Here is a 337-nt window from a genome sequence, read left to right as displayed (position 1 = left end):
CATCATCAGTTATACGCTGGACGGTGGCGATGCTTATTCCGGTAAGCGGATGGCTAGCCGATCGCTTCGGTACGCGTCGCATTTTTACCCTTGCCGTGAGTCTGTTCACATTGGGTTCTCTGGCCTGCGCACTTTCTAATTCGCTACCACAGCTGGTTGTCTTCCGGGTTATTCAGGGGATAGGCGGCGCAATGATGATGCCTGTTGCTCGGCTGGCCTTACTGCGCGCTTATCCTCGTAATGAACTTCTTCCAGTATTGAATTTTGTCGCCATGCCGGGTCTGGTGGGGGCCAATTTTTAGGCCCCGTTCTTGGCGGCGTGCTGGTCACCTGGGCA

At 54.9% G+C, this 337-nt stretch carries 1 pseudogene; it reads left to right on the top strand.

What is annotated here, in order from left to right:
• Positions 1-337: pseudogene (locus EOS_RS45500) on the top strand (MFS transporter); the annotation flags it as partial.

Source organism: Caballeronia mineralivorans PML1(12) (assembly GCF_001028175.1).
In the GTDB taxonomy this organism is placed as follows: domain Bacteria; phylum Pseudomonadota; class Gammaproteobacteria; order Burkholderiales; family Burkholderiaceae; genus Caballeronia; species Caballeronia mineralivorans.
The sequence above is the reverse complement of the archived record's forward strand: the minus strand, read 5'-3'. Positions and strand labels throughout refer to the sequence as shown.